The sequence below is a fragment of the Catellatospora aurea genome (assembly GCF_042663325.1).
Lineage (GTDB): Bacteria > Actinomycetota > Actinomycetes > Mycobacteriales > Micromonosporaceae > Catellatospora > Catellatospora aurea.
The window spans coordinates 17,287-38,975 of sequence record NZ_JBHTAC010000054.1 but is presented as its reverse complement, the minus strand read 5'-3'; the positions used below and the strand labels follow the sequence as shown (position 1 = coordinate 38,975).

The window sequence follows — 21,689 nt, the reverse complement described above, 5'->3', positions numbered from 1 at the left end:
TCACGACTGTTGTATGTGGTGTCGAACCGCCCGTCGCGGATGGACGAGCTAGTATGCCGCGCGGGAGCGCAACTGGGAGCCGACTGAGGGTGTCGTATGAGGCCGCTGGGAACCACCGACCCGCACTCCGTAGCAACGTACCGGCTGGTCGGCGTGCTCGGCGGCGGCGGCATGGGGCGGGTCTACCTCGGACAGTCGCCGAGCGGACGCTACGTCGCGATCAAGGTGATCCGCCCGGAGCTGGCCGCCGACCCGATGTTCCGCCGCCGGTTCACCCGTGAGGTGGCCGCGGCGCGTCTGGTGAACCCGCTGTTCACGGCCGCGGTCGTCGACGCCGACACCGAGACCGAGTCGCCGTGGCTGGCCACCACCTACATCGAGGGACCGAGCGTGGAGCAGCGGGTGCGCTCCAGCGGCCCGCTGTCGGTGACCGCCGCGCTGACCCTGGCCACCGGCCTGGCCGAGGCGCTGGCCTCGATCCACCGGGCCGGGCTGGTGCACCGCGACCTCAAACCGGCCAACATCCTGCTCGACGACACCGGCCCGCACATCATCGACTTCGGCATCGCGCTGGCCACCGACGCCGAGCGCATGACCACCGGCGTCAACGTCGGCACCCCGTCGTACATGGCTCCCGAGCGCATCCAGGGCGAGGACGCCGGCGCCCCGGGCGACATCTTCGCCCTCGGCGCCACCCTGTACTTCGCCGCGACCGGCCGCACGCTGATCAGCGGCGGCAGCATGTTCGAGCAGATCAACCAGGTCACCCAGGGCCGGTTCGACCTGAGCATCCTGCCGATCCAGCTGCGCCCGTTCGTGGTGCGGTGCATCAGCCTGCGCCCGCACGACCGGCCCACCGCCAAGGAGCTGTCGCGCATCCTCATCGGCACCGGAGTGTCGACGCCGTCGCCGGGCTGGTTCCAGCCGCTGATCGCACTGCCGAGCGGGGAGCCGCAGCCGCTCGAGCCCCCGGCACCGACCTGGGGCACCCCGAAGCTGTGGCAGCGGCGGCCGGTCCTGGCCGGCGCCGTGCTGGGCGCGCTCGGCCTCACGGCGGGCGGCGTGTGGGCGGCGACCCGCGGCGGCGGCAGCGCCGCCCCGCCCGGCGGGCCGGGGCCGGCCACCGCAGAACCGACCGCCTCACCGAGCCCGACCGGCCCTGCGCAGCCCGGGTCGGTGCGCTGGCAGGTCAACTCACAGACCGTCCCAGGCCCCCTGAACCTCGTGGTGGGCGACAGTGGACGGCTGATCGGCACGGACGGGCGGCGTGTGTTCGCCACCGACCCGCCCGGCCCGGGCCAGAACCAGGCCTGGAGCGTACGTATCGACGCCGAGCCGCTCGCCGTCCGCGACTGGGGCCCGGCGGTGCTGGTCACCGCGGACAGCCGCCTGTGGCGGGTGGAGAACGCGACCGGTCGGGTGGGCTTCGAGGGCGTCGACACCGGCGGCACGGTCGGCGACGTCGCGCTGGCCACCGACCGGGCGTTCGTCGGGCTGCCGTCCTCGGTGCGCGCGTTCAACCGGGTCGGCGCACTGGTGTGGCGGCAGGACGTTATCGAGTCTCCGCTGATCGCCGACATGACCTGGCTGGTCACCAGGCAGGAGCGCAACGGCACGGTGCGGATCACGCTGCGTGATGCGGCCACCGGTGAACAGCAGTGGCAGGTGTCGCACCAGCTCGCTCCGCCACCCGCCGACCAGGGACGCGGCGGACCTCCTCCGGGGGGAGGCCCCGGCGGGCCCGGTGGCGGCCCGCCCGACGACGCATGGGAGGCCGTCGAGGCCCGGCTCAGCGCGGAGCATCTGCTGCTGCGCGAGGGTGGCGAGTTGCGCCTGCTCCGGCTGTCGAATGGCAGTAGGCGATGGTACAAGCCCTGGCAGAAGCCGGTCTCCGCCATCGAGATGATCGGCGACACCGTGGTGATGGCCGCCGACGGCATCTACGGGTTCCGTATCGACACGGGCGTGGAGAAATGGAAGGTCCAGGCACGCGGTGCGCGCCTGGCCGCATCGCCGGACGGCAGGTACTGCTACGCCGTCGCCCAGCAGAACTTCGCCGCGATCGATCCGGTGACCGGCGGCAGCGCCTGGTCCAAGGCGGTGCCGCCGGTCGCCCGCGAGGAGAACGTCAGCGGGCTGGTGGTGCGGCACCCGACCGCGTTCATCATGTTGCGGCCGCCGCCGTTCAAGGACACCGAGGTGCCCGACGTGCTGGCGATCGCGCTCACCGCCGGGCCACGCTAGGGCCGACGAACGGCGCGGCGGCCGCGAGGCTCAGCGCTCGGTCGAGTGCTCGGTCTCCTGGCGGGTGGCCTGGGCGGGCACCCGGGCGGCGACCAGCGCGTCGCGGATCTCGGTGAGCAGGCGGATGTCCTCGGTCACCGGGGCGGGCTCGGGCTCCTTGCCCTTGTTGCGCCGCTCGGCCAGCTTGTTCATCGGCAGCACGACCAGGAAGTACAGCACCGCGGCGGTGAGCACGAAGGTGATCGTCGCGTTGATGAACGCGCCCCAGTCGATGAAGTTCTCGGTGCCGATCTTGGTCCGCCCGCCGACCGTGCCCTCGCCCGCGCCGACCAGTTTGATCACCGGTTCCAGGAAGGACTTGGTGAACTGGTTGACCAGGGTGGTGAAAGCCGCACCGATGACCACACCGACCGCCAGGTCGACGACGTTGCCGCGCATGATGAAGTTCTTGAAGCCGTTCAGCATGTCCCACACCGTATCCGAGGGCGCGGCCCGCGCCACGGACGCGACACCGTGATCTGACGCCTATCCCGCCAGCACGTTCACCGCGCCCCGGAACAGCGGCGGGACCGCGACGCACAGCGGCACGACCGCGCCGCGCACCGGCGGGACGGCGGTGAGCAGCACCAGCCCCCGGGTGAGCAGGCGGTAGGTGCGGGTACGGCGTCGCCACTGCGCCTCGTACCCGGTGAGGTCGCCGTCGGCCAGCGCGGACACCGCGGCCTCGGCCTGGTCGAGGGCCAGGCTGACGCCTTCGCCGGTCAGCGCGTCCTCGTACCCGGCCGCGTCGCCGACGAGCAGCACCCGGCCCCGGACCCGGGCCTGCACGGTGCGGCGCAGCGGGCCCGCCCCGCGTACCGGCCCGGCCGGCTCCGCGCCGCGCAGGCGCGCCTTCAGCTCGGGGAACCCGTCGAGCAGCGGCTCGTAGCCCAGCCCGGCCCGCCGGTGCAGGATCGCGATCCCGACCAGGTCGGGCGCGACCGGGGTCACGTAGGCCTCGGCGTGCGCCGACCACCACACCTCGACCAGGTCCGACCAGGGCGCGACGGCGTAGTGCCGGCGCTGCCCGAACCGCGCCGGGGCGCCCGCCGTCGAGGCGATGCCCGCCTCCCGGCGTACCCGCGAGTGCAGTCCGTCGGCGCCGACCAGCCAGCGCGCGCGTACCCCCGCCGCCTCGACGCCGTGGGAGTCCTGCCGCAACCCGGCGACGCGCCCGGACGACCACTCGACCCCGGCCGACACGGCGCGCTCGCGCAGCGCCGCCTGCAGCGTGGTGCGCCGGACGCCGCGGCCCGGCCCGGCCGCGAAGCGGGCGTGGGCCTGCCGCCGCCCCGCCCGGTAGGCGATGCCGTGGAACGGCACCCCCGCCGGGTCGACGCCGAGCGCCAGCAGCCGGGCCAGCCCGCCGGGCATCAGCCCCTCACCGCAGGCCTTGTCGATCGGGTCGGCGCGCGGCTCGACCACCACCACCGACATGCCCGCCCGCCGCGCCAGCAGCGCCGTGGCCAGCCCCGCCGGCCCCCCACCCGCGATCACCACATCGGCGTCAAACTCCACGCCGCCGCCTCATCGGATGATCACGGCGGCAGGGTGGGGACACGCCGGTGAACACGTCCGTAAGTTCATGATCGACAGGGCTCATGCGGTGGCCTCGGCGAGGGCGGTGTTCTCGACGCGGATGCGGACGGTGAGGAGGGCCAGGTTGAGCAGGGTGAAGGTGAGGGCGGTGAGCCAGGCGGTGTGGACCAGGGGGAGGGCGAAGCCTTCGATGACGACGGCCAGGTAGTTGGGGTGTTTGAGCCAGCGGTAGGGGCCGCGGTCCACCAGGGGGAGGCCGGGGACCACGATGACCAGGGTGTTCCAGCGGCGGCCCAGGGTCGTCACGCACCACCAGCGCAGGGCTTGGCTGGCCGCGACCAGGGCGAGCATGGTCCAGCCGAGCGCGGGCAGGAACGGGCGGTCCAGCAGCCAGACCTCGGCCAGGCAGCCGACCAGCAGCGCGGTGTGCAGGGCCACCATGTACGGGTAGTGGGCGCGGCCGTACTCGCGGCCGCCGTTGGCCAGCGCCCAGGCCGCGTGGCGCTTGGACACCACCAGCTCCACCAGCCGTTCGGCGGCCACCGTCAGGATCAGCAGGGTGTACGCGAGCACGCTGTCACCACCTCAGCAGGACGAGTTCGGAGCAGAACCCCGGCCCCATGGCGATCATGAGTCCGGGCTGGTCCTCGGGCGGCGGGCCGGCCATCGCCGTGTGCAGCACGTCCAGCACCGACACCGACGACAGGTTGCCCCGGCCGGCCAGCGACCGGCGGGTCGGCGTCAGCGCGTCGCCGGGCAGGCCGAGCACCTTCTCGATGGTGTCGATGACCTTCGGCCCGCCGGGATGGCAGATCCACGTCGCGATGTCCGTGGAGTCCAGGCCGTGGTCGCTCAGGAAGCCGCGCACGTCTCCGCCGAGGAAGCGCTCGGCGATCGGGGCGACCTCGGTGGACAGCACGATCCGGAAGCCGCTGGAGCCGATCCGCCAGCCCATCACCTGCTCGGTGTCCGGGTAGAGGCGGCTGCGGGTGGCCAGCACCCGGGGCCGGCCCGGCACCGGCTCCGCCCGCTGCCCGCCGACCATCACCACCGCGGCCGCGCCGTCGCCGAACAGGCTGGACGCGACCAGGTTGGCGGGCGTGGTGTCCTCCTGCTGCACGGTCAGCGAGCACAGCTCGACCGCCAGCAGCACCGCGACCTGGTCGGGAAACGAGCGCAGGTAGTCGTGCAGCCGGGCCACGCCCGCCGCGCCGGCGACGCAGCCCAGGCCGAACAGCGGCAGCCGCTTCACGTCCGGCCGCAGGCCTACCCGGGCCGCCAGCCGCGCGTCCAACGACGGCACGGCCAGCCCGGTGACGCTCGTGGTCGCGACGAGATCGACCTCGTCCGGGCGCACCCCGGCGGCGTCCAGCGCCGCGCGCAGCGCGGCCTCGCCCAGTTCCTGGGCCACCTCGATGAACGCGTCGTTGGCCTGGGTGAACCCGGTCAGTCCGGCGTACTGGTCCAGCGGCAGCGCCAGGTGGCGGGTCTGCACCCCGGTGGTCCGTCCGAACCGGGCGAACACCTCCCGCCCGGGATGCTCGCCGGGCAGGCACATCGCGGTGAACTCGGCGACGATCTCCTCCTGGCGGTACCGATGCGCCGGGAACGCCAGCCGCACCGCCGCCACCTGCGGCACCGACGCATCGATGTGAATCATGTACTGACAGTACAGTCCGCAGGTCCTTCTGCCCATGAACGCCGCAGCGGCGTCATCGGTCCGGTGTGGACCGCCTCGGACACGACGAAGCCCCGCCCGCCTTCCGGCGCGACGGGGCTTCGTGGACGGTCAGCCGTGGGTCCGGCCGCGACCGCCGGGGCCCTTCTCCTTGCGGGGCTTGACCGCGATGTCGATCGGGCTGCCCTCGAAGCCGAACTCCTCGCGCAGCTTGCGCTCCACGAACCGGACGTAGCCCGGGTCCAGCGGCTGCGTCGTGAACAGCACGAACTTCGGCGGCGAGACGCTGGGCTGGGTCGCGAACAGGATGCGCGGGGCCCGGCCGCCGCGCACCGGGTGCGGGGTCGCCTGCACCAGCGCGGTCAGCCACTGGTTGAGCTGCCCGGTCGGGATGCGCTTCTCCCAGCTGGCCAGCGCGGTACGCAGCGCCGGGGCGAGCTTCTCCACGGCGCGGCCGGTCAGCGCGGAGATGTTGACGCGCAGCGCCCACGGGATGCGCTTGAGCTCCCGGTCGATCTCCTTGTCCAGGTAGTGCCGCCGGTCGGCGTCGACGAGGTCCCACTTGTTGAAGGCGAGCACCACGCCGCGGCCGGCCTCCGACACCATCGACAGCAGGCGCTGGTCCTGCTCGCTGATGACCTCGCTGGCGTCCAGCAGCACGACGGTGACCTCGGAGGTCTCGATCGCGGCGGCGGTGCGCAGCGAGGCGAAGTACTCGGTGCCGCTGGCCTTGCCGACGCGCTTGCGCAGGCCCGCCGTGTCGACGAACTGCCAGGTCTGGCCGCCGATGACGACCAGGGTGTCGACCGGGTCGACGGTGGTGCCGGCGACCGAGTCGACGACCGAGCGCTCCTCCCGCGCGAGCCGGTTGAGCAGGCTGGACTTGCCGACGTTGGGGCGGCCGACCAGCGCCACGCGGCGCGGGCCGCGCGGACCCGGCACGTGGTCCTCCAGCGGGGCCTGCTCCGGGAACGCCTCCAGCACCGCGTCGAGCAGGTCGCCGGAGCCGCGGCCGTGCAGCGCCGACACGGGCCACGGCTGGCCCAGCCCGAGCGACCACAGGGCGTGCGTCTCGTACTCCATGTTCTGGTTGTCGGCCTTGTTCGCCACCAGCAGCACCGGCTTGGAGCTGCGGCGCAGCATCTTCACCGCGGCCGCGTCCTCGTCGGTCGCGCCGACCGACGAGTCGACCACGAACAGCACCACGTCGGCGGCGGCGATGGCGGCCTCGGCCTGCGCGGCGATGGCCGCGGCCCGGTCCCTGGCGTCGGGCTCCCAGCCGCCGGTGTCCACGACGGTGAACTTGCGGCCCGACCACGTCGCGTCGTACGCCACCCGGTCCCGGGTCACGCCGGGGATGTCCTCGACCACCGCCTGGCGGCGGCCGATGATGCGGTTGACGAGGGTGGACTTGCCCACGTTGGGGCGGCCCACCACCGCGAGGACCGGCTGCGGCGTGACGACAGGCGTGACCGGAGCTTCCTCCGGCTTCGGCTGGTCGACGACCTCCAGCTCGGTCCATTCCGTGTTACTCATACTGCCTTCCTTGCCGTCAGCAGCCGGTGCAGCTCGCTGACGACCTCATCGATGCCCAGCTCGGTCGAGTCGAGCACGACCGCGTCGGCGGCCTGCTGCAACGGGTTGACCTTGCGGGTGGAGTCCAGGTGATCGCGACGGGCCAGGTCGGCCTCGGTCGCAGCGTGGTCGACGGCGTTCTCGGCACTGCGCCGGCGCGCCCGCTCGGCGGAGGAGGCGGTCAGGAAGACCTTCAGGTCGGCGTCGGGGGCGACGACGGTGCCGATGTCACGGCCCTCGACGACGATCCGGGCCGACTCCTCGATGATCGCGCGCTGGCGGGAGGTGAGCACCTGGCGGACGAACGGCACCGCCGAGACCGCGGAGACGGCGGAGGTGACCTCGCCGCCGCGGATCGGGCCGTCCACGTTCTCGCCGTTCACGCTGATCGAGGGCCGCTCGGGGTCGGTCGTGATGATCAGCTCGCAGTCGACGGCCACCTTGGCGATGCCGTCGGGGTCGGTGAGGTCCACCCCGGCCTGCAGCACGGCCCAGGTCAGCGCCCGGTACATCGCGCCGGTGTCGAGGTAGCGTGCGTCCAGGCGCTGCGCCAGCCGGCGCGACACCGTCGACTTGCCCGAGCCCGAGGGCCCGTCCACCGCGACCACGCAGCGCAACTCAGCCACGACCCATCCTCCGCCCCTAGGTTTGATGCTCCCATTCTGCCCGGTCCGTCCGGACACCGATCAGGCAGAGGGGCTCCACGCGGCGCAGAACACGTCCCACGGGCCACATCCGGCCCGCCTCTCCCACCCTGACCTGCCGGAACCCGGCCTGCTCGGCTGCGCCGACGTGCTCATTCCGACACCTGGTGAGCCGCGTCACCCCACGCGGGCTGTCAACGGGCGGCGAGCAGGCGGCGCGAGAGCTGGTCGGCGTGCCGGGTGGTCTCCGGCAGCCGGAAACGCGGCGACAGCGCCAGCGTGAGCGCCGTGGCGGTGTCGAGGTCGACGCGGTGCCCGACGGAGACGAACACCGGCTTGACCTTCGGCTGGGTCCGCAGCACCCGGCCGAGCACCTCGCCGTCCTCGGTCAGCGGCGACCAGTCGCCCCGGCCCGGCCCGGGTTCGGCGTGCGCCGAGGTGAACGGCGTCTTCGCCACCCCGAACGCGGGCAGCCCGGTGAGCACGCCGACGTGGCAGGCCAGCCCGAAGCGGCGCGGATGCGCCATCCCGTAGCCGTCGCACACCAGCACGTCCGGGGTGACCGTGAGCCGCTCCAGCGCGTCGACCAGCACGGGCAGCTCCCGGAACGCCAGCAGGCCCGGCACGTACGGGAAGCTCACCTCGCCGGCCGCGGTGACCGCCTCGACGACGGTCAGCGTGGCCAGGTCCAGCACGACGACGGCGGCCACGGCCCGCCCGGTCTCCCCGTCGTACGACACGTCCAGCCCGGCCGCGGTCCGCACGAGGGGCAGCGGCGCGGCCGGCTCGACCCGCTCGCGCAGGGCGAGCTGCTGACGCAGCGCCTCGGCCTCGTCGGCCGGCCAGGGCTCGTGCGGCACCCTCACCTGGCTCAGCCCAGCCGGGCCATGGCGTTGCGCACCACACGCGCGGTGTCGGTGCCCAGCGGGCTGGGCAGCGCGTCCGGGGAGAACCAGCCGAGCTCGTGCGACTCCTCGCTGACCTGCGCCACCGCGTCCGCGGGCGCGTGCACCAGGAAGATCACGTCGTGGTGCCGGTTGGGGCTGCCCGCGCAGTTCACGTGGTGCACGTCCACGTCGACCGGCACCGGGTCGACGACCAGGCCCGCGATGCCGCTCTCCTCGGTGGCCTCGCGCAGGGCGGCCGCGGCGAGGTCGCCGTCCTCGGGTTCGAGGTGGCCGCCGAGCTGGCACCAGATGTCGTGCCTGCCGTGCAGGCAGAGCAGGATGCGGGTGCGGTCGTGGGAGACGATGATCGCGCTGGCGGTGACGTGGCCGTCGGGGTGCGGCTTGCCCATCACCCGGGGACCCTGCTCCAGCAGCGCCATCGTCTCGGTCCAGTCGGCCGCCGCGTCGGCGGGCGGGCGCCAGTCGGTCAGCAGTCGTACGGCGTCGGCATGCAGGGTCTGTGTCACCCGCCCGATGCTAGTGCCCGACGCTGCCGGGCCGGCGCAGGCCCGCGCCCGACTTCATCGATCATCCCGGCAGGACGGGCGCTCCCGAAGTGCGAGGCGGCCTCACGAAACCCCTGGTCAGAAACAATCTTGAGAACAAGTACGAGCAATTCGGGCCAAATCAGCACCACCCTGGGAGAAATCTGATAGCACCCCCTTTTACCTGGGCTTATGCCTTCTTAATATCGGCCAATGCCCCCGCATACCCCCCGTGATCAGCAAGACCGCCGCACCGCCCACACCGAAGGCTCCCCCGCCTCCGGTCGGCACCGCCGTGACGACGGCTGGCAAGCTCGGCACCGCCGCGAGCGGTCCCGAGCGCAACGCCTGCTCGCTCCCCTGCTCACCACAGCCGCGCTCGCCGGCGTCGGCGCCGTCGCAATCCTTTCCGGCGCCGGCGGCCCCGCCGTCGTCGAGCCGCCGACCGCCGAGCTGCTGCCCGGCAACGCCGTGGCCTCCCCCGCCATGCTCGCCGCCAGTGACGTGACCAGCAGCGCGCTGCTGCACCGCCTGCCGCAGCTGCGGGCCGCCAAGCCAGGCACGCCCGCGGTCAAGCCGAAGCCCAAGCCGAAACCCAAACCCAAGCCGAAGCCCAAGCCGGTGGTACGGGTCGTGAAGCTGGTCGCCGGCATGGACCGCCAGCAGATGGACAACGCCGCCGCGATCGTCAAGAAGGCCCAGTCCATGGGCCTGACCAAGTGGGCGATGATCGTCGGCGTGGCCACCGCCATGCAGGAGAGCCGCCTCTACAACGTGGCCAGCCACGTCGTGCCCGAGTCGCTGAACTACCCGCACCAGGGCACCGGTTCCGACCACGACTCGATCGGCCTGTTCCAGCAGCGCGCCAGCGGCAGCTGGGGCTCCGTCAAGGAGATCATGCAGCCGTCGTACGCGGCCGGCGCGTTCTACCGCCGCCTCGTGCAGATCGACGGCTGGGAGGACATGTCCCTGACCCGCGCCGCGCAGTCGGTGCAGATCTCGGCGTTCCCCGACGCGTACGCCAAGCACGAGGACAACGCGACCCTGATCGTCAACGCACTGCTGAACTGAACCCGGCGGATCACCGGACCGCAGCGCGGCCTGTTCCACGGAGCGGACACTGCCCGGGTACGGCCGCCGGATCGGGTTAGTTTCAGGCGTCGGGTCCCGGCGGGCGGGGCCCACTGCCTGGACGGGGGTGCCTATGCCGAACGAGCTGGAGGCGACGGAGTTCAGCCGGCGCTGGGTCGCGGCGTGGAACGCGCGTGACGTGGCGGCGGTGCTGGCGCACTTCCACGACGACGTCGTGTTCTCCTCACCGCTGGCGGCCCAGCTGTTCCCGGAGACCGGCGGGGTCGTACGCGGCAAGGACGCGCTGCGGAAGTACTGGGACGAAGGCCTGAAACGGCTGCCGGGCCTTCATTTCACGGTGGAGGCCGTGTACGCCGGCATCGACACCGTCGTCATCAACTACCGCAACCACCGCGGCCAGCTGGTCAACGAGGTCCTCGTCTTCGACGGCGGCCTCGTCCGCGAAGGCCACGCCACCTACCTGCGCCAGGACGCCTGACCGCTCAGATGACCCGGGTGACGCCCTCGGCGGCGATCCGGGCGTCGAGGTTGGCGCGGTCCAGGTTCGCGCACAGCACCACCGACGCGCCCGCCGCCAGCGGGGTCAGCAGCCACATCACGGGCTGCTCGTGCTTGGCGACGTCGACCAGCAGCCTGTCGCCCGCGCGCAGGCCGAGCTGGTCGGCGACGCCCTGCGCCAGGCCGCCCCACTGCCGGTAGGTGGTGCCGTCGGGGCTCGCGGCGTCGGTGCTGCCGAACGCCCCGTACGCGGGCAGGTTCGCCGGGTGGCGGGAGGCGTCGGCGGCGAAGTCCCGGTAGCCGTCCGGCACCTCGCCGAGCGGTGCGCCGCCGGGCGCGAGACCGAGCACGTAGCGGTGCCGCGCCTGCGGGACCTGCTCCAGCCAGCTGTCCAGCCGCTGGCGGCTGACGAACAGCGCGTCCAGGGGATCGTTCTCGCCCTGGCCGACCGGGGCGAGTCCCGCGGTGGCCCAGGGCCGGAACGACACGGCGGCCCCGATCGACCACGCGCCCAGCAGCACGGCGGCGGTCTGCCAGTGCGGCGGCAGCAGCACCGCGACCCGGGAACCGGTGTCGAGCCCGCAGTCCTCGCGCAGCAGCCCGGCCGTACGCGCGGCCAGGCCGCCCAGTTCGACCGCGGTGAGTTCGACGCGCTCGCCGGTGGCGTCGTCGCAATAGGTCAGCAGCGGCCGGTCGGCGCCGGCCACCGCGTCCCCTGCGAGCAGGGCGGGCAGGTCGGTGACGGTCGTCGGCTGCATCGGGCGGCTCCCTGGCGGTTGGCGTGCGGCGATCCCGACCACCATACCCACGCGGGGGGACCCGGACCGGCGACGCGGCCTAGTCCTCGTACACCTCGGGGATCTCGCGGATCGTCTCCTCCTGCGCCGCGCCGCGGCCCTTGCGGTCCGTGATCTTGAACAGCGCGGCCACCTCGCCGGCGTTGAGGCGGCGGTGCCGGCCGGCCTTCAGGTCGCCGAGCTTGATCGGGCCGATCGCCGTGCGCACCAGCCGCTGCACCGGGAAGCCGACGTGGTCGAACATGCGCCGCACGATGCGGTTGCGGCCCTCGTGCAGCACCACCTCGATCAGCGCCTGCTTGTCGATGGCCTGCTTGAGGCGGTAGTCGTCCAGCCGCGCCGGGCCGTCCTCCAGTTCCACGCCCGCCATCAGCTCCCGGCCGACCACCCGCGGCAGCGGCCCGACGACCTCGACCAGGTACGTCTTGGGCACCTCGTACGACGGGTGCATCAGCTTGTGCGCGAGGGTGCCGTCGTTGGTGAGCAGCAGCAGGCCCTCGGAGTCGGCGTCGAGCCGGCCCACATGGTACACCCGGGTCGAGATGTTGCCGATGTAGTCGGCGACGGCCTCGCGGCCCTTGTCGTCGGCCATCGTCGAGACCACGCCGCGCGGCTTGTTCATCGCCAGGTAGACCAGGTTCGCGTCGGTGACGATGCGCTGGCCGTCGACGTGGATGACGTCGGCGATCGGGTCGGCCTTGTCGCCGAGCTTGGCGACCTTGCCGTTGACGGTGACCCGCCGCATGGCGATCAGGTCCTCGCTGGCCCGGCGGGACGCGACACCGGCCTGGGCCAGGATCTTCTGCAGCCGCTCAGCGCCTTCGGTTCGTGCTTCAGCGCTGCTCATCAGCGATCTCCTCGACGTTGTCAGGTAGGAACGGGGCCAGCGGCGGGAGCTGGTCGACGGAGTCGAGGCCCAGCTTCTCCAGGAACAGGCTGGTGGTGCGGTAGAGGAAGGCGCCCGACTCGGGCTCGGTGCCGCACTCTTCGATCATGCCCCGGGTGACCAGGGTACGGATGACGCCGTCGCAGTTGACGCCGCGGATCGCCGAGATCCGCGAGCGGGTCACCGGCTGCTTGTACGCGACCACGGCCAGGGTCTCCAGGGACGCCTGGGTGAGCCGGAGCTGCTGCCCGTCGAGCACGAAGCGCTCCACGTAGGGCGCGTACTCGGCCCGAGTGTACAGCCGCCAGCCGCCCGCGGCGCGGCGCAGGTCGAAGCCGCGGTTCTGGCGGGTGTACGACGCCGACAGGTCGATCAGCGTGCCCGCGATCAGCTCGGCGGGCACCTCCAGCACCTCGGCGAGGGTCAGCTCGCTGACCGGCTCGTCGACGACCAGCAGGATCGCCTCCAGGGTGGGCACGAGGTCGGCTTCGGCCAGGCCGGGCGGCGGGGTGGCGAGCTTGGCTCCGGCGTACGCCACGGCGGCCTCGCCGCTGTCGTCCGGCCCGTCCACGTCGAAGGCCGGCACGGTCGGCTCGTCCAGGCCGAGCGCCGCGGCGAGGTCGTCGACGGCGACGATCTCCGCCACGTCGTCCTCGTCCGGCTCGCCCGGCTCCGGCTGCGCCACCGGTTCGTCCGTGGCGGCAACCGCCTCTTCGGCGAGGCCGGCGGGCTGGGCGTCGAACGCGCCTTCCCACTCCGCAGTGCCAGCCGCCGCGGCCTCCGGCTCGTCCTCGACAGCGGCCAGCGCCTCGACCGCGTCCCGCGACTCGACGGCGTCCTGCGACTCGACGATGTCCTGTGGCTCGGATTCCGCCAGGTCGCCCGGTTCGGCCACGGTCGCCGCATCGTCGGGTCCGGCGGCGTCCAGGGGACCGGCCAGGTCGTCGGGCCCGCAGTCGAGGCTGTCGTCCGCCGGCTCGGCAGCCGTGTCCGGCTCCTCCACCAGCGCAGCCTCCGGCTCCGCGTTGGGAAGGTGCCCTTCCGCTACGGAATCCGATGGGAAGGTGCCTTTGCTTTCCTCGGGGGTGGGGGTGCGGGCCCATGGAGGGACCCAGGAGGCTGCTTGCTGTTCGAGGGACTCGTTGTCAGTCATGGTGTTCTGCTCCCCCGCCCTTGCCGGGCTGTTGCGCTGCGGGCTCGGCCGCCGCCTCCTGCGTACCCGGATCGTCCGCGTCCGACTCCGGTTCGGCCGGCTCGTCGTCCGGCTCGTCGTCGTCACGGTCGTCGGCGGGCTCGTCGCTGTCGGGCTCGTCGTCGGGCCGGTTCCGTACCTCGGCGGCCAGGGCCTGTTTGGCCTCGTCGTCGCCGTCGTAGTCGTCGACCGCGAGGTCGCCGGCGGCCGTCTCGCCGCCGGTCCAGTGCACCGTCAGCTCGCCGAGCGCCAGTTCCTGGTCGAAACCGACCAGCCCCTCCCGGTACAGCTCCAGCAGGGCCAGGAAGCGGGCGACGACCTCCAGGGTGTTCTCGCAGTCCTCGGTGAGGGTGGAGAAGGTGGCGGTGCCCAGCTCGAACAGGCGGGTGCGCAGCAGCTCGGCGTGCTCGCGGACGCTGACCCGGACCTGGTGGATGTGCGCGACGGAGACCAGCGGCGGGGCCGCCTTGGGGGTGAACGCCTTGAGCGCGAGCTTGGCCAACCGGTCCGCCCCGATGCCGAGCACCAGGTCGGGCAGCGCCTCGGCGTACCGCTCCTCCAGCGCGACCGAGCGCGGCCAGCGCCGCCCGCCGTGGGCCTCCAGGTCGGCGATGAACGCGGCGGCCTGCTTGAACGCGCGGTACTGCAGCAGCCGCGCGAACAGCAGGTCGCGGGCCTCCAGCAGGGCGAGGTCCTCCTCGTTTTCGACCTGCGCGGCGGGCAGCAGCCGGGCGGCCTTCAGGTCGAGCAGGGTCGCCGCGATGACGAGGAACTCGCTGGCCTCGTCGAGGTCCCACTCCTTGCCCATGGCGCGGATGTGGGCGATGAAGTCGTCGGTCACCCGGTGCAGCGCGACCTCGGTGACGTCGAGTTTGTGCTTGCCGATGAGCTGCAGGAGCAGGTCGAAGGGACCCTCGAAGTTGGTGAGCCGCACGGTGAAGCGGCCTGAACCGGACGGTTCAGCCGACTGCTCTCCGGCCGGGTCGGCCGTCACCACGGGATCGCTCACGCCGCAAGTATCCCAGCAGGTCAGTTCGCGGGTGCAGGCCGGTGGGCCCCGATCACCGGCGGGCGGCCTCGGCGGCGATGACCTCACGCGCGAGCTGCCGGTAGTTGCGCGCGCCCGACGAGGCGGGATCCAGGGACGTGATCGGCGCGCCGGCCACGGTCGACTCGGGGAACTTGACCGTCTTGGTGATCACGGTCTGGTACACCTTGTCGCCGAACGCCTCGACGACGCGCTGCAGCACCTGGCGGCAGTGCGTGGTGCGGCTGTCGTACATGGTGGCGAGGATGCCTTCGAGTTCCAGGTCGAAGTTGAGCCGCTCGCGCACCTTGTCGATGGTGTCCAGCAGCAGCGCGACCCCGCGCAGGCTGAAGAACTCGCACTCCAGCGGGATGAGCACGCCGTGGGCGACGGTCAGCGCGTTGATGGCCAGCAGGCCCAGCGACGGCTGGCAGTCGATGAGGATGTAGTCGTACTCCTTGCGCACCGTCTTCAGCACGCGGGCCAGCGCCATCTCGCGGGCGACCTCGTTGACGAGCTGGATCTCGGCGGCCGACAGGTCGATGTTGGCGGGCAGCAGGTGCAGCCCGGCGACGTCGGTCTTGATGATGACGTCCTCGGCGGTCACGTCGTCCTGCATGAGCAGGTTGTAGACGGACAGGTCGAGGTTGTGCGGGTTGACGCCCAGGCCCACCGACAGCGCGCCCTGCGGGTCGAAGTCGACGAGCAGCACCTTGCGGCCGTACTCGGCCAGGGCCGCGCCCAGGTTGATGGTGGTCGTGGTCTTGCCCACGCCGCCCTTCTGGTTCGCCATCGCGATGATCCGCGCTGGGCCGTGCCGATCGGTCGGCATCGGTTCGGGGATCTCCTTGCGGGCGGTGTAGGCCGACGGATCAGCCGGACCCAGGTCAGCACCGAGGTCCATGCGGGACTGTTCCGCCCGCAGCGTCGAGGTCCATGCCTCCGCGCGCCCGTTGCCTGCCATCTCCGCTACGCCCTTCCCGACGACATCCGTCCGGCCGGATGAGGCACCGTCGTGAGTGGGCCATCAGCTCCCCGACCGGCCGCATGCGTGTCGTCGTCGTCCGACTGTACGTCACCGACCACCTCGGCGTACCGCCACGGCTCGGCGTGTCTTCACGATCCCGGCCGGACCCGGTCACCGCGCGACGTGAACAGCATGAGGCCGGCGACGCGCGAGCGCCACCGGCCTCAGGAAAACACTGGTCAGAGCAGCGAGTCGACGTCCACGGCGGTGAGGCCGTGCGCCTCGGCCACCGGGCCGTAGGTGATCTCGCCCGCGTGGGTGTTCAGGCCCAGCTTCAGGGCGGGGTCGCGGCGCAGCGCCTCCTGCCACCCGTAGTTGGCCAGCTCGACGGCGTACGGCAGGGTCACGTTGGTCAGCGCGTAGGTGCTGGTGTGCGGGACCGCGCCGGGCATGTTCGCCACGCAGTAGAAGACCGACTCGTGCACCTTGTACACCGGGTTGGCGTGGGTGGTCGGGTGCGAGTCCTCGAAGCAGCCGCCCTGGTCGATCGAGATGTCGACGAGCACGCTGCCCGGCTTCATCCGGCTCACCAGCTCGTTGCTGACCAGCGTCGGGGCCTTCGCGCCGGGCACCAGCACCGCACCGATGACCAGGTCGGCCTCCAGCACCGCCTTCTCCAGCTCGAACGCGTTCGACATGACGGTGCGGACCTGGCCGTGGAACTGCTGGTCGACCTCGCGCAGCTTCTTGATGTTCTTGTCCAGCACGGTGACCTCGAAGGCCAGGCCGTGGGCGATGGTCGCGGCGTTCATGCCGGACACGCCCGCGCCGATGACGACGGCCTTGGCCGGGCGCACGCCGGGCACGCCGCCGGGCAGCACGCCCCGGCCGCCCGCGAAGCGCATCAGGTGGTACGCGCCGACCTGCGGGGCGAGCCGGCCGGCCACCTCGCTCATCGGGGCCAGCAGCGGCAGGGCGCGGTCGGCGGTCTCGACCGTCTCGTACGCGATGCCGGTGACCTTCTGCGTCATCAGCGCGTCGGTGCACTCCTTGGACGCGGCCAGGTGCAGGTAGGTGAACAGCACCTGCCCCTCGCGCATGCGGTGGTACTCCTCGGCGATGGGCTCCTTGACCTTCAGGATCAGCTCGCCCTCGGCCCACACCTCGTCAGCGGTGGGCAGGATGCGCGCGCCGGCCGCCACGTACTCCTCGTCGGTGATGGAGGAGCCCAGACCGGCGCCGGTCTCGATGACGACGTCGTGTCCGTTGCGGACGAACTCGTGTACGCCCGCCGGGGTGATCGCCACCCGGTACTCGTGGTTCTTGACCTCGCGGGGGATACCGACCTTCACGACTGCACCTTCCTCGATCCTGCGCTTGCGGGAGGGCCCGACGGCACCGTTGCCCCAGGTCTACCCCCCGCGGCGGCAGTCTAGGCCCGGAAAACGGCCCGAAGCGCTTGACAGGATGCAAGCTGATGCCTTGCCGGCTTGACATGGTGTCAACACGGCAGACCTGCCGCCCTGCGATCAACTCAAGGATAGTGCTGAATCGGATATTTACCTCTTACCGCCCGCCCGGCGGTCGTCAGCGGGGCGGGAGCGGGGCGTCGGCGGGGCGGAGGTTCTTGAAGCCCTCGTCGCGGGCGCGGGCGGCGGCGAGCAGGCCGCCGACGGCCGGGCCGTTGGTGATGCGGCCGTCGAAGACCATGGCCACGGCCTCGTCCAAGGGGACGAGATCGACCTGCATGTCGGCCTCCTCGTCGGCGCGGGCGTGGCGCTCGTGCTCGGGGATCTCGGACAGGTCGCGGGCCAGGAAGACTCGGATCATCTCGTCGCTGCAGCCGGGCGTGGTGAACATGTCCACCAGCAGGTCGACCTGGCCTGCGGCAAGGTCGGCCTCCTCGGCCAGCTCGCGCAGCGCCGCGGCGGCCAGGCCCTCGCCCTGCACGTCGATCAGACCCGCGGGCAGCTCCCACAGGTAGCGGCCAACCGGGTGCCGGTACTGGCGGACCAGGACCACCCGGCCGGCGTCGTCCAGCGCGACGACCCCGACCGCGCCGACGTGGCGCACCACGTCCCGCCCGGCGACCGCACCCCCGGGCATCGTCACCTGGTCGGTGACCACCCGGAAGACGCGCCCGTTGAACCGCTCGGTGCTGCCGACGACCTCGTATTCAAACGTCACCCGCGTGAGAATACGTCAAGAGAGCGTCGAGAATGCGTTCTGGAGATCCGTGACGAACGTCCGCCAGGACGGCAGATGCCGAACAGCACCGTTGTGATCGAGCCGTTCGAGAAGTTGACGTCGCTGATGTGAAAAACCTCGTTGAAAAATAGTCCGTTTCCGTCCCGCTAGACCGGATGCCGTGACCAGTGCTTCCTTCAGAACCTGCTTGGGATCCGCAACACGCTCGGCCTCTCGTGGGCTAGGCAGGCCCAACGGCATCCGACCGCCCGGGTTACCAGCTACCGAGCGGATACTGCTCTCGTCCAGAACGAGCCATGCCTCAGTCATCTTCACCGGTACCACCGCCACGTGGGGACATTTCGGCACGGCAAGCTCCACAGCCTCTCGGATTTCCTGCTCGCGCTGGCGTCGATCAACATTGTCGCTGTCGCGATGGACCACGACGAGGTCGAAGGATGCCCCGAGCGTCATCACTGCTTCCAACTTGCCACGAACGGTCCGATCCTTCAGTGGAAGTAAAGCCAGATCTGGGACCGTGAGCGCGACATCAAGGCCGTAGCCCTCGGCGATGCGCTCAACGTGAACAGCGATCCCCTCGTCGCTGGTTCCCTCGCCAAGAAACAGGATCCGCCTCATCAGAAGCCGTCCAGTGTCAGCTGAGCACCGATTGGCGCAGCTAGATATGGAAGAATGTCTGCCTTGGAAATCGCCAGCTCAGGAGTGACCTTCGCCCGCCAAGTATCGCGCATGGGCCGCAGGACCAGCCCTCGAGCACGGCTACCGTCCGGAGCTGTTCTACGCATCGAGGTTGCGAACAACAAGTCATCGGGCGAGGTCAACTGCACCACCCAGGGTGAGTGCGTATTGATGATGACCTGGCGGAAGGGGTTGTCCTTCCCAGGTGCCATCGATGTGTCGACAGCAAGGTCCTGCACGACGCGAACCATCGAGCCGATGTTCGCAGGGTGGATGCCGTTCTCCGGCTCCTCCATGCAGAGCAGGCCTTGAACAGACGAGTCCTCGAGGAGCACACACAGTGCCAGGAACCGCAGAGTACCTTCCGACAGGCTACGCGCTGGCAGCCGGAAGCCGTCGCGCTCCTGCAGGTAGACCGTCAGAAGTTCTCGAACATCATCGGCGACCACCTCAAGGCCTTGAACCGATACGCCCGAGAGCTCAGCCAGCCGGGTAGCGACGCTGGCATAGACCTTTCGCGGATCAGCGTCCTCAGCCAGCGCAGCCACACGGTAAAGCGCACCCGCGAGATGCCGACCGTCTGCACCCATCTCCCGCGGATCGACATAGCGATCCGACGTCCGGAGTGCGGAGGGCTCCAACGCAAGTCGTCGCCACGACTGCATCTCCCGACGGGCAGCCAGGATCGTCTGGTCGTCGCTGCTGGTAATCGTGCTGACCACGGTTGCAGGAGCACGCGACGCGGCTGCGGGGCGGGGCCGGCCTCGGCTACCAGCGTCCTGGTGGATGCTGATGACTGGCTCTCCACTCTCCATCGTCGTGGAGATGAACGCTTTTCCGGCACGTCTTCCGAAGATCACGCTGGACCGGAACTCTTTGGCGCTGTGCGGGAAGGCTAGGCGTCCGGCGGCATCGCCTTGGTTGATGTGCCGCAGCTCTTCATGAAGAAGTCTCAGCCTGCCCAGCTTTTCGGCACCCTTTGGCGGTTGGTAACCGATGGCAAGCTCGTACCGCAGGAAGGAGATCGTGGGTGCCGCAATCCGACCGAAATCGTCCTCGACCTCGGCGGGAACAATCATTTCGGCCGCGAACGACATCCTGTGCTCAGCAGCCCCATACCCATTCCAGAACAGGTCCCGCGGATCACCCAGTCGTTCACCATGCACACCCCGAACCTGCTGAGCTGCCTCCATCATGGACATGTCAGCGAGCAGGCTCAGAAACTGAAGCGCGTCGAAGATGTTCGACTTGCCGGTTCCGTTCTCACCCGCGATGCAGGTGAAGGCACCAAAGTCAGCGCTGAAGCTCAACAGATTCTTGAACCCGTCGACTTCAAGCCGCGTGAGCATGACCCCTCCTGCGTCAAACGGAGCTCTTTCGGTACGGAGGTAGCTTAGTGGCAGAAGGGCCGCTGCCGGAGGTCAGGACCTCGGCAGCGGCCCTTCTACGGAGCGGGTCTACCGCCTCAGCTTGCCGCTGCCGCCGGGGCACCGACGGGCAGCTGGTCGGCCTGAGCATAGGCGATCGCCGCTCCCACCAGACCCGAGAACAGCGGGTGCGGGTGTGTCGGGCGGCTCTTCAGCTCCGGGTGCGCCTGCGTGGCCACGAAGTACGGGTGCAGCTCCCGGTCCAGCTCGACGAACTCGACCAGCTTGCCGTCCGGAGAGGTGCCGGAGATGTGCAGGCCGGCCTTGGTCAGCGCGCGGCGGTAGGCGTTGTTGACCTCGTACCGGTGCCGGTGCCGCTCGCTGACCTCGGTCGCGCCGTACACCTCGGCCACGATCGAGCCGGGCGTCAGCTTCGCCGGGTACGCCCCCAGGCGCATGGTGCCGCCCAGGTCGCCCTTGCCCGCGACGATGTCCTCCTGGTCGGCCATCGTCGAGATGATCGGGTCCGGGGTCTGCTCGTCGAACTCCAGCGAGCTGGCCTTGGCGACCCCGGCCACGTGCCGGGCCACCTCGATGGCCATCGTCTGCAGGCCCAGGCACAGGCCCAGGGTCGGGATGCGGTTCTCCCGCGCGTACTTGACCGCGCCGATCTTGCCTTCGATGCCGCGCACGCCGAAGCCGCCCGGGATGACCACGCCGTCGACGTGGGCGAGCGCCTTGGCCGCGCCCTCGGCGGTCTGGCAGTCGTCGCTGGGCACCCACTTCAGCTTCACCTTGGCGCGGTGACCGAACCCGGCCGCCCGGATCGCCTCGGACACCGACAGGTACGCGTCCGGCAGGTCGATGTACTTGCCGACCAGCGCGATGGTGACCTCGTGCACCGGGTGGTGCACCCGCTCCAGCAGGTCGTCCCAGGTGGACCAGTCCACGTCGCGGAACGACAGGCCCAGCCGGCGCACCACGTACGCGTCCAGGCCCTCGCGGTGCAGCACCTTCGGGATGTCGTAGATGCTCGGCGCGTCGGGGGCGGAGACCACCGCCTCGGCGTCGACGTCGCAGTACAGGGCCAGCTTGCTCTTCATGCCCGCCGGGATCTCCCGGTCGGAGCGGCAGACCAGCGCGTCGGGCTGGATGCCGATGTTGCGCAGGGCGGCCACCGAGTGCTGGGTCGGCTTCGTCTTCAGCTCGCCCGACGGCGCCAGGTACGGCACCAGCGACACGTGCAGGTAGAAGCAGTTGTCGCGGCCCACGTCGTGGCGGATCTGCCGGATCGACTCCAGGAACGGCAGCGACTCGATGTCGCCGACCGTGCCGCCGACCTCGGTGATCACCACGTCGGGGGTGCGGTCGTGCTCGTCGGGCTCGGCCATGGCCCGGATCCGGGACTTGATCTCGTTGGTGATGTGCGGGATGACCTGCACGGTGTCGCCGAGGTACTCGCCGCGGCGTTCCTTGGCGATCACCGCCGAGTAGATCTGCCCCGTGGTGACGTTGGCCTTGGCCGACAGGTCACGGTTGAGGAAGCGCTCGTAATGCCCCACGTCGAGGTCGGTCTCGGCACCGTCCTCGGTGACGAAGACCTCGCCGTGCTGGAACGGGTTCATCGTCCCAGGGTCGACGTTGAGATAGGGGTCGAGCTTCTGCATGACCACCCGCAGACCGCGAGCGGTGAGAAGAGTGCCGAGGCTCGAGGCCGTGAGCCCCTTGCCGAGCGAGGAGGCGACGCCTCCCGTAACGAAAATATGCTTGGTCGTCCGCGCTGCTACCACGGGGTTTCACCCTAACACGGGTCAGGCGTTCATCCG

Annotated in this window: 21 protein-coding genes; 3 read left to right on the top strand and 18 right to left on the bottom strand. The window is 71.0% G+C overall.

Going from position 1 to position 21,689, the window contains the following annotated elements; all coding sequences use genetic code 11:
- Positions 1–96 precede the first annotated feature (96 nt).
- Entirely contained in the window at positions 97–2,244 is a 2,148-nt protein-coding gene (locus ACFQO7_RS33125) for a protein kinase domain-containing protein (protein WP_376810084.1), read from the top strand.
- 30 nt (positions 2,245–2,274) lie between these two features.
- Here ACFQO7_RS33125 and mscL read toward each other — a convergent pair whose 3' ends face one another.
- From mscL to ACFQO7_RS33085, 8 genes are all read right to left on the bottom strand, one after another.
- A complete protein-coding gene (gene mscL / locus ACFQO7_RS33120; protein ID WP_376810083.1) occupies positions 2,275–2,709 on the bottom strand; it encodes a large conductance mechanosensitive channel protein MscL in 435 nt (144 codons plus the stop codon).
- Positions 2,710–2,769: 60 nt separating this feature from the next.
- Entirely contained in the window at positions 2,770–3,801 is a 1,032-nt protein-coding gene (locus tag ACFQO7_RS33115; RefSeq protein ID WP_376810082.1) for an NAD(P)/FAD-dependent oxidoreductase, read from the bottom strand.
- Positions 3,802–3,882: 81 nt separating this feature from the next.
- A complete protein-coding gene (locus ACFQO7_RS33110; protein ID WP_376810081.1) occupies positions 3,883–4,395 on the bottom strand; it encodes an isoprenylcysteine carboxyl methyltransferase family protein in 513 nt (170 codons plus the stop codon).
- A gap of 4 nt (positions 4,396–4,399) precedes the next feature.
- Positions 4,400–5,482: a type III polyketide synthase gene (locus ACFQO7_RS33105; protein ID WP_376810080.1), complete on the bottom strand. Its 1,083-nt coding sequence runs from the start codon at positions 5,480–5,482 to the stop codon at positions 4,400–4,402.
- A gap of 129 nt (positions 5,483–5,611) precedes the next feature.
- A complete protein-coding gene (gene der, locus ACFQO7_RS33100) occupies positions 5,612–7,036 on the bottom strand; it encodes a ribosome biogenesis GTPase Der (protein ID WP_376810079.1) in 1,425 nt (474 codons plus the stop codon).
- Positions 7,033–7,701 carry a (d)CMP kinase gene (cmk, locus tag ACFQO7_RS33095; protein ID WP_360534974.1) on the bottom strand — a complete coding sequence of 223 codons (669 nt, stop codon included), beginning with the start codon at positions 7,699–7,701 and terminating at the stop codon, positions 7,033–7,035. The genes der and cmk overlap by 4 nt, the downstream gene beginning before the upstream one ends.
- Before the next feature lie 212 nt (positions 7,702–7,913).
- Complete coding sequence (locus ACFQO7_RS33090) at positions 7,914–8,522, bottom strand: endonuclease V (protein WP_376810100.1); 609 nt, start codon at positions 8,520–8,522, stop codon at positions 7,914–7,916.
- 68 nt (positions 8,523–8,590) lie between these two features.
- On the bottom strand, positions 8,591–9,133 hold the full coding sequence (locus ACFQO7_RS33085; RefSeq protein WP_376810078.1) for an NUDIX hydrolase: 543 nt from the start codon (positions 9,131–9,133) through the stop codon (positions 8,591–8,593).
- 231 nt (positions 9,134–9,364) lie between these two features.
- On the opposite strand from ACFQO7_RS33085, the gene ACFQO7_RS33080 reads away from it, so the two are divergent.
- Together ACFQO7_RS33080 and ACFQO7_RS33075 are read left to right on the top strand one after the other, a co-directional pair.
- Complete coding sequence (locus ACFQO7_RS33080; RefSeq protein ID WP_376810077.1) at positions 9,365–10,222, top strand: hypothetical protein; 858 nt, start codon at positions 9,365–9,367, stop codon at positions 10,220–10,222.
- Between the two features lie 133 nt (positions 10,223–10,355).
- Positions 10,356–10,721 (top strand): nuclear transport factor 2 family protein, encoded by a 366-nt coding sequence (locus ACFQO7_RS33075; RefSeq protein ID WP_376810076.1) that lies wholly within the window; start codon positions 10,356–10,358, stop codon positions 10,719–10,721.
- A 4-nt stretch (positions 10,722–10,725) separates the two neighbouring features.
- On the opposite strand, the gene ACFQO7_RS33070 is transcribed toward ACFQO7_RS33075, so the two are convergent.
- From ACFQO7_RS33070 to ACFQO7_RS33025, 10 genes are all read right to left on the bottom strand, one after another.
- Positions 10,726–11,499: a TIGR03089 family protein gene (locus ACFQO7_RS33070; protein WP_376810075.1), complete on the bottom strand. Its 774-nt coding sequence runs from the start codon at positions 11,497–11,499 to the stop codon at positions 10,726–10,728.
- A gap of 79 nt (positions 11,500–11,578) precedes the next feature.
- Entirely contained in the window at positions 11,579–12,385 is an 807-nt protein-coding gene (locus ACFQO7_RS33065; RefSeq protein WP_376810074.1) for a pseudouridine synthase, read from the bottom strand.
- Positions 12,372–13,427, bottom strand: coding sequence for an SMC-Scp complex subunit ScpB (gene scpB, locus ACFQO7_RS33060; protein WP_376810073.1), 1,056 nt, complete (start codon positions 13,425–13,427; stop codon positions 12,372–12,374). Before scpB ends, ACFQO7_RS33065 begins: the two co-directional genes overlap by 14 nt.
- Positions 13,428–13,569: 142 nt before the next feature.
- Positions 13,570–14,625, bottom strand: coding sequence for a segregation and condensation protein A (locus ACFQO7_RS33055; RefSeq protein ID WP_376810072.1), 1,056 nt, complete (start codon positions 14,623–14,625; stop codon positions 13,570–13,572).
- A 52-nt stretch (positions 14,626–14,677) separates the two neighbouring features.
- Positions 14,678–15,607, bottom strand: a complete 930-nt coding sequence (locus tag ACFQO7_RS33050; protein WP_203697899.1) for a ParA family protein — start codon at positions 15,605–15,607, stop codon at positions 14,678–14,680.
- A gap of 242 nt (positions 15,608–15,849) precedes the next feature.
- Positions 15,850–16,962: an alanine dehydrogenase gene (gene ald / locus ACFQO7_RS33045; RefSeq protein WP_360534988.1), complete on the bottom strand. Its 1,113-nt coding sequence runs from the start codon at positions 16,960–16,962 to the stop codon at positions 15,850–15,852.
- A 235-nt stretch (positions 16,963–17,197) separates the two neighbouring features.
- Positions 17,198–17,797, bottom strand: coding sequence for an NUDIX domain-containing protein (locus ACFQO7_RS33040; RefSeq protein WP_376810071.1), 600 nt, complete (start codon positions 17,795–17,797; stop codon positions 17,198–17,200).
- A gap of 15 nt (positions 17,798–17,812) precedes the next feature.
- Entirely contained in the window at positions 17,813–18,436 is a 624-nt protein-coding gene (locus ACFQO7_RS33035; RefSeq protein WP_376810070.1) for a hypothetical protein, read from the bottom strand.
- Entirely contained in the window at positions 18,436–19,845 is a 1,410-nt protein-coding gene (locus tag ACFQO7_RS33030; RefSeq protein WP_376810069.1) for an AAA family ATPase, read from the bottom strand. Before ACFQO7_RS33030 ends, ACFQO7_RS33035 begins: the two co-directional genes overlap by 1 nt.
- A 116-nt stretch (positions 19,846–19,961) precedes the next feature.
- Positions 19,962–21,653, bottom strand: a complete 1,692-nt coding sequence (locus tag ACFQO7_RS33025) for a CTP synthase (protein WP_376810068.1) — start codon at positions 21,651–21,653, stop codon at positions 19,962–19,964.
- Positions 21,654–21,689: the final 36 nt, after the last annotated feature.

Coding starts and splice junctions, on each gene's coding strand:
- der (WP_376810079.1), bottom strand. CDS start 7,036: ATGAGTAACACGGAATGGACCGAGCTGGAGGTCGTCGACCAGCCGAAG.
- ACFQO7_RS33035 (WP_376810070.1), bottom strand. CDS start 18,436: ATGAGGCGGATCCTGTTTCTTGGCGAGGGAACCAGCGACGAGGGGATC.
- ACFQO7_RS33080 (WP_376810077.1), top strand. CDS start 9,365: ATGCCCCCGCATACCCCCCGTGATCAGCAAGACCGCCGCACCGCCCAC.
- ACFQO7_RS33070 (WP_376810075.1), bottom strand. CDS start 11,499: ATGCAGCCGACGACCGTCACCGACCTGCCCGCCCTGCTCGCAGGGGAC.
- ACFQO7_RS33065 (WP_376810074.1), bottom strand. CDS start 12,385: ATGAGCAGCGCTGAAGCACGAACCGAAGGCGCTGAGCGGCTGCAGAAG.
- mscL (WP_376810083.1), bottom strand. CDS start 2,709: ATGCTGAACGGCTTCAAGAACTTCATCATGCGCGGCAACGTCGTCGAC.
- ACFQO7_RS33105 (WP_376810080.1), bottom strand. CDS start 5,482: ATGATTCACATCGATGCGTCGGTGCCGCAGGTGGCGGCGGTGCGGCTG.
- ACFQO7_RS33030 (WP_376810069.1), bottom strand. CDS start 19,845: ATGCTCACGCGGCTTGAAGTCGACGGGTTCAAGAATCTGTTGAGCTTC.
- ACFQO7_RS33125 (WP_376810084.1), top strand. CDS start 97: ATGAGGCCGCTGGGAACCACCGACCCGCACTCCGTAGCAACGTACCGG.
- ACFQO7_RS33075 (WP_376810076.1), top strand. CDS start 10,356: ATGCCGAACGAGCTGGAGGCGACGGAGTTCAGCCGGCGCTGGGTCGCG.
- ACFQO7_RS33050 (WP_203697899.1), bottom strand. CDS start 15,607: ATGGCAGGCAACGGGCGCGCGGAGGCATGGACCTCGACGCTGCGGGCG.